This window comes from Microcoleus vaginatus FACHB-2002, assembly GCF_040004035.1.
GTDB lineage: Bacteria > Cyanobacteriota > Cyanobacteriia > Cyanobacteriales > Microcoleaceae > Microcoleus > Microcoleus vaginatus_C.
On sequence record NZ_JAMPLN010000011.1, the window covers coordinates 164,989 to 171,731 of the forward strand.

Here is a 6,743-nt window from a genome sequence, read left to right on the forward strand (position 1 = left end):
CAGGTTTAATCTATTTATCAGTCTCATAAAATTTTGATCGGTTGACAATTTCACACACCCTTTTATTTGCCTCCCAGGTGGCTTGACATTTAGCAAGCCTTTATGCTATTTGAAGCCTGCAATAAGTAGCTTTGATATCTAAAAAATAGAAGTCTGAATGCTGAAATGCTGCAACTGCTATAAAATAGGAAAATTGTAAAGAATTATTTACCACAGCTTGATAAACTCAAGCTAGTGAGTCTCGGCTTTAATCATACAAAAGCCGGAAAGTCAACCGAAAAACCAAAAGTAATCCAGAGAGGATTGAACACAATGGCATTTGAACTTGCACCATTACCCTTCGCCGCTGACGCCCTAGAACCAGCTCATATGTCGGCCAACACGTTTTCGTTCCACCACGACAAGCACCACGCTGCTTACGTCACCAATCTGAATAAACTGATTGAAGGGACTGAAATGGCCAGCAAATCCCTTGAAGAAATTGTCAAGGCATCTGCTAAAGACCCATCCAAAGCCGGCATTTTCAACAATGCAGGTCAAGTTTGGAACCACAATTTTTTCTGGAATTCCCTCAAACCGGGTGGCGGCGGCACTCCGACAGGAGCTTTAGCTGACAAAATCAACGCCGACTTCGGCAGCTTCGACAAATTCAAAGAAGAATTCAAGACTGCTGCGACAACTCAGTTCGGTAGCGGCTGGGCTTGGCTGGTTTTGGACAACGGCACTTTGAAAGTCACCAAAACAGCTAACGCCGACACCCCGCTAGCACACGGCCAAACTCCGTTGCTGACTTTGGATGTCTGGGAACACGCTTATTATTTGGATTTCCAAAACCGCCGTCCCGACTACATTACTAATTTCTTGGATAATTTGGCTAACTGGGATTTCGCAGCAGCAAATTTGGCTGCCGCTTAGTAGCATCTAACTTTGAGGACTTTAGTCCTCACTACAAACTTTATCGGTTTGTAGTGAGGACTAAAGTCATGATGAATGAGAATTATTTAACCAAACTTGCTATTAGCAAACAAAAACAGCTTTCAACATTCCTTCGCCTCGGTCTGGTTGGAGTTCAAATCCTAGTTTTTTACAGAGGCTCTGCATCTTGTAGTTGCTATTGAGAATGTAGCCGACGATCGCCTCTAATTTCTCTTCCTGACCAATTTGCAGCAGCCGCCTCAATAATTCTGTTCCCAAACCGTGCTGCTGATAGCTATCGCTAACGATCAGCGCAAATTCGGCTTCGTTTGTGCCGTGGAGTTTGCTCAGACGCGCTACTCCCAAAATCCGGTGTTCTGAGGTTTCTGGGTCTTGATTATCGGCTACTAACACCATTTCGCGATCGTAGTCAATAAAACAAATCCGGGTCAAACGTTCGTGAGCGATGCGGTGCTTTAACTTTACCATGTGAGCGTAGCGCAAATACACGCTCTCTTCGGAAAGTTCTTTGTGGAACAGCACCATCAGCGGCTCATCTTCTGGGCGAATCGGACGGATCGTGATGGGACGATCGCCGTTTGTTGACCATGTTTGAACGTATTGCGTAGGATAGGGGCGAATCGCGGGTAAAATCGGGTTTTCTGTTGTCTTGAGAACAACGCGGGCATCAAGAGCGATCGCACCTTCAGGAGAAACCAACAGCGGATTAATATCAATCTCGGCAATTTTAGGTTGCTCTACAATCAGTTGACTGAAACGAACTAATAACTGTTCGAGTTGTACCAGGTCAATTGCCGCTCTGCCGCGCACTCCTTGCAAAGCTTTATAGATGCGAGTTTGCTCCATCATCCGCCGCGCTAGGGTGGTATTTAAAGGCGGAAGTGCTAGCGATCGATCTTGAAAGACTTCCACTAATTGTCCGCCGGAACCAAACAGCATCACCGGCCCAAATTGTGGGTCGATACTGCTACCCAAAATTAGTTCATAGCCTTCCAAATGCACCATCGGCTGCACAGTTACGCCAAGAAACGCTGCAGGATCGATCGCCCGTACCCGCTTGGCGATCGCCTCAAAGGCACTAATTACAGCCTTAGCATCGCCTAAATTTAGTTGTACGCCCCCCACATCGGTTTTGTGAGTAATCGTCTCAGAATGGAGTTTTAGCACCACTGGATAACCGAGGATCTCGGCAATTTCCACAGCTTCGGCCGCACTCGCTGCAATTTCTGTCGCTACGGTGGGAATGCCGTAAGCTGCCAGCAACTGTTTTGATTCGTACTCGGTTAATAGAGTGCGATTGTTTTGGCGGGCGGCAGTCAAAATCTTCGCAGCAGTCGCACACCCGGAAGTCTCGATTTCGCAATCAGCGGGGAGAGAAGGCGTTTCGTAGATAGCGCGCAGGTTGTACGTGTACCGCCACATATAGTTGAACAACCTGACGGCGGTATCGGGATACGGGAAAGTCGGAATATTTGCCTGATTGAGAATTTGCGTTCCCGCTGACACTTCCACACCGCCCATCCAGCTTGCTAATAAGGGCTTTCCGAGTTGGCTGTAAGACTTGAGTTTTTCTGCGGTTTGGGTGGGATTTGTCATCGCTTGTGGCGTCAGGATGACCAGCAATCCGTCACTATTGGGATCTGGAGCGACAACTTCTAGAGTTTGGGCGTAACGATCGCTACTAGCATCGCCCAAAATATCGATCGGGTTGTGATGACTCCACTGAGGTGGCAAAAACTCATCAAGCTGCTGCAGCGTCTCCGGTGCCAGATTTGCCAGCGCACCGCCGTCGCTAATTAAGGCATCAGTGGCGATCGCCCCTGGGCCTCCTGCATTGGTGACGATCGATAGGCGGTTGCCCTGCGGTCGCGGTTGCTTGGCCAGAATTTCTGCCATGTCGAACAAATCGGAAATCGTATGTACGCGCAACGCGCCACAGCGGCGGAAAGCAGCGTTAAGCACGTCATCGCTGCCGGTCAAAGCTCCCGTATGGGAAGCGGCGGCTTGGGCGGCGGCGGCGGTACGTCCTACCTTGAGAATGATGATCGGTTTGTCGATCGCCACTGGGCGGGCGGCGGACAGGAACGAACGAGCATCACCCATAGATTCCATGTACAAAACGATACTGTGAGTATGGGGATCGTCCCCGAAATACTCGATCAGATCGCCCCAACCGACATCGAGCATAGAGCCGATCGACACAAAGGAACTAAAACCGACATTTTCTCCTAAACTCCAGTCGAGAATCGAAGTACAGAGGGCGCCGCTTTGACTGATGAAGGCGACATTACCTGGACGGGCGATCGTACCTGCAAAAGTAGCATTGAGCCCAAGCACAGGATTCATCACGCCGAGGCAATTTGGGCCGATAATCCGCATTCCGCCCAGACGCGCTTGGGCGATAACTTGCTGTTCTAAAGCCTCCCCAGCCGCACCAATCTCTTTAAAGCCAGCAGAAACAATAATTGCCCCTTTCACCCCAGCAGCAATACATTCGCGGATCACTTGCGGCACCCCAGCAGCAGGCGTAGCAATCACTGCCAGATCCACTACTTCTGGGACGCTAGCAATGTCAGGATAAGACTTGAGCCCCAAGACGCTACGGCGCTGCGGATTCACTGGAAAAACTGTTCCGCCAAACGGATTCCGAATCAAGTTCCACAGGAGAGTTCGTCCGACGCTTCCTTCTCTCTCTGTTGCGCCGATTACAGCCACCGAGCGAGGCGCAAAAATCCGATCGAGCGGATGACGCTGTTCTTTCCAAATATCGTGAGCCGGATCGCTCGCAGTGCTTTGATTTCTTGAATTTATCTGCATAATACCCTACTTCAATTAATCAGCAATTAATATTGCTCTGCTTTCGATAACAATTACCGCATCCAATCCGAACTCTTTTTCTACTTTTTTCTGCTTTTTCTTCATCTTCTTCGGGTGTTCGCGGTTTCGGAAAAAAAATCTCATTGCGCGTTTCCGACCCACCCCCCCCTTAAACAACATTTCGGTTGTCAAAGTGTTAGTTCGGGAACCCATTTGGTCAGAGCTTCCTCAACAATTCACGAGGATGTTCTGCCTACTATTTATCTTAATTCTTTCCAGGGAATTAGCAAGTCAATTTTTGTAACGAATAGCGAACCGGGTAGTTAAAATATTGAGATTAAATATATAGTAGATGTAGTGGTCGAAGAGAAAAAGATCGATCGCTAACAAAAGATTGAGGTGAAAGCAGCTATGTTTGCAGAATGGCACAGCTTTACTGAAGGTAACTGGACAAACGAAGTCAACGTTAGAGACTTCATCCAAAAGAATTACACCCCCTATGAAGGGAATGCAGAATTTCTCACAGCACCAACCGAAAAAACCCAGCAGCTTTGGCAAAAAGTTCTGGAATTAATGAAGCAAGAGCGCGAAAAAGGTGTATTGGATGTTGATACAAAAGTTCCCACATCTATCACGGCTCATGCAGCAGGATACATCGATCGCGACTTAGAACAAATAGTAGGTTTGCAAACCGATAGACCTTTGAAACGCGCGATTATGCCGTTTGGCGGGATTCGCGTGGTCAAGGCCGGTTTAGAAGCTTACGGCTATCAGCTCGATCCGCAAACAGAAGAAATATTTACGAAATATCGCAAAACTCATAACGATGGTGTATTCGATGTTTACACGCGCTCGATGCGTCTGGCGAGACGTTCTGGTATCATCACAGGTTTGCCAGATGCCTATGGACGCGGGCGCATCATCGGTGACTATCGGCGCGTTGCTTTGTACGGTGTAGATCGCCTAATTGATGATAAAAAAACACAGCAAGAATCACTCGAACTAGACGCGATGGACGAGGCAACAATTCGTTTGCGCGAAGAGTTGTCCGAGCAAATTCGGGCATTGTTTGAGTTAAAAGAAATGGCGGCTAGCTACGGCTTTGATATTGGTCGTCCGGCGGCAAATGCACGAGAAGCTGTCCAGTGGGTGTATTTTGGCTACTTGGGAGCAGTGAAAGAACAAAACGGGGCAGCGATGTCTCTCGGTCGCGTATCGACGTTTTTAGACATTTATTTCGAGCGCGATTTGCAAAGTGGCGCGAGTTCCGAACAAGAATTGCAAGAACTGATCGACCATTTTGTCATGAAACTCCGCATGGTGCGGTTTTTGCGAACTCCCGATTATAACGATCTGTTTTCAGGCGATCCAACTTGGGTAACAGAGGCGATCGGCGGTATAAGCACTGACGGTAGAACATTGGTAACTCGTAACAGTTTCCGATTCTTGCACACCCTCTCAAACCTCGGTACTGCACCAGAACCAAATCTCACGGTTTTGTGGTCGGAAAACTTGCCGGAAAACTTCAAAGAATTCTGTGCAAAGGTATCCAGCGATACGAGTTCGATTCAGTACGAAAACGACGACTTGATGCGTCCTCAATACGGCGATGATTACGCGATCGCCTGTTGTGTCTCCGCGATGCGAATTGGCAAGCAAATGCAGTTTTTCGGTGCGCGAGTTAACTTGGCTAAGACTTTGCTCTATGCGATTAACGGCGGTAAAGATGAGAAGTCCGGCGACCAAATCGCGCCGCAGTTCGCACCAATTACTACCGAATATCTCGATTATGACGAGGTAAGAGCCAGGTTCCAAGAAATGATGGCGTGGTTGGCAAAAACGTATATCAATACGCTGAATGTCATTCACTATATGCACGACAAATACTGCTACGAACGCCTGGAAATGGCACTGCACGATCGCGATGTTTACCGGACAATGGCCTGCGGAATTGCCGGACTGTCTGTGGTGGCGGACTCCCTATCGGCGATTAAACACGCTAAAGTTAAAGTGCTTCGCAACGAGCAAGGTTTGGCCGTAGATTACTCGATCGAAGGGGAATATCCAAAATACGGCAATAATGACGATCGCGTAGACAGTTTGGCCATCGAACTCGTGCAAAGCTTCATGAACGAAATTCGCCAGCACAAAACCTACCGCGGCGCTGTAGCGACTCAATCGGTACTCACGATTACCTCTAACGTAGTTTACGGCAAAAAAACTGGTAGCACTCCCGACGGACGTAAAGCAGGTGAACCCTTTGCTCCCGGTGCTAACCCGATGCACGGCCGAGATTCCTGTGGGGCGATCGCATCCTTATCTTCTGTAGCAAAACTGCCTTACAGCGATTGTCAAGATGGCATATCGAATACTTTTTCGATTCTACCGCAGGCCTTGGGCAGAATGGAGAGCGATCGGACTAACAACCTAGTTAGTCTTATAGACGGTTACTTCCACGATGGCGGCCATCACATCAATGTTAACGCGCTCGATCGGCAAACATTACTAGATGCGATGGAACATCCAGAAAACTATCCCCAGCTAACAGTTCGCGTCTCCGGTTATGCGGTTAATTTCATCAAACTTACCCGCGAACAGCAATTAGATGTGATTAAACGGACTTTCCACGAACGTGTCTAAATCCCAGCAGAAAAAACTCGGCGGTTGAAACCGCTCAAGAGTCAAACTTTCATCCGAACAGAGGGGGACTGAACAAGCTGTTAAACAATTAAACTCAATCCCCCCTAGCCTTAAGAAAGGGAGAACCGGAAACTCGGAAAATCCCCCTTCTTAAGGGAGATGCCAGGGGGAGCGAGTCTCGGCTATAAACAAGAGCTCCGAAACTTTTCCGGCTATTGTTAACCCCGCCCTCCCGCTCTGACAGGTGTAGGTTTTTTACAACGAACGAGGTAATATGGAACCCATTTGAGATATTTTGACACTCGGTCGCACCAGGGCGCTCGACTGATGACGGGCGCTCGGCTGATGGC

At 48.4% G+C, this 6,743-nt stretch carries 4 protein-coding genes; 2 read left to right on the plus strand and 2 right to left on the minus strand.

All coding sequences use genetic code 11. The features are described from left to right. Positions 1-312: 312 nt before the first annotated feature. A complete protein-coding gene (sodB, locus tag NDI35_RS12425) occupies positions 313-915 on the plus strand; it encodes a superoxide dismutase [Fe] (RefSeq protein ID WP_445312997.1) in 603 nt (200 codons plus the stop codon). 102 nt (positions 916-1,017) lie between these two features. Here sodB and NDI35_RS12430 read toward each other — a convergent pair whose 3' ends face one another. Further along, positions 1,018-3,753 carry a bifunctional acetate--CoA ligase family protein/GNAT family N-acetyltransferase gene (locus NDI35_RS12430; RefSeq protein ID WP_445312998.1) on the minus strand — a complete coding sequence of 912 codons (2,736 nt, stop codon included), beginning with the start codon at positions 3,751-3,753 and terminating at the stop codon, positions 1,018-1,020. Between the two features lie 15 nt (positions 3,754-3,768). Continuing rightward, the gene (locus tag NDI35_RS12435) at positions 3,769-3,897 is read right to left on the minus strand and encodes a hypothetical protein (protein ID WP_445312999.1); all 129 of its coding nucleotides are present in this window, start codon (positions 3,895-3,897) and stop codon (positions 3,769-3,771) included. 267 nt (positions 3,898-4,164) lie between these two features. Here NDI35_RS12435 and pflB point away from each other — a divergent pair, with 267 nt between their 5' ends. Continuing rightward, a complete protein-coding gene (gene pflB, locus NDI35_RS12440; RefSeq protein ID WP_445313000.1) occupies positions 4,165-6,393 on the plus strand; it encodes a formate C-acetyltransferase in 2,229 nt (742 codons plus the stop codon). Positions 6,394-6,743: the final 350 nt, after the last annotated feature.

Excerpts from the sequence above, each read along its gene's own strand:
- pflB (WP_445313000.1), top strand. The coding sequence starts at position 4,165 with ATGTTTGCAGAATGGCACAGCTTTACTGAAGGTAACTGGACAAACGAA.
- sodB (WP_445312997.1), top strand. The coding sequence starts at position 313 with ATGGCATTTGAACTTGCACCATTACCCTTCGCCGCTGACGCCCTAGAA.
- NDI35_RS12435 (WP_445312999.1), bottom strand. The coding sequence starts at position 3,897 with ATGAGATTTTTTTTCCGAAACCGCGAACACCCGAAGAAGATGAAGAAA.
- NDI35_RS12430 (WP_445312998.1), bottom strand. The coding sequence starts at position 3,753 with ATGCAGATAAATTCAAGAAATCAAAGCACTGCGAGCGATCCGGCTCAC.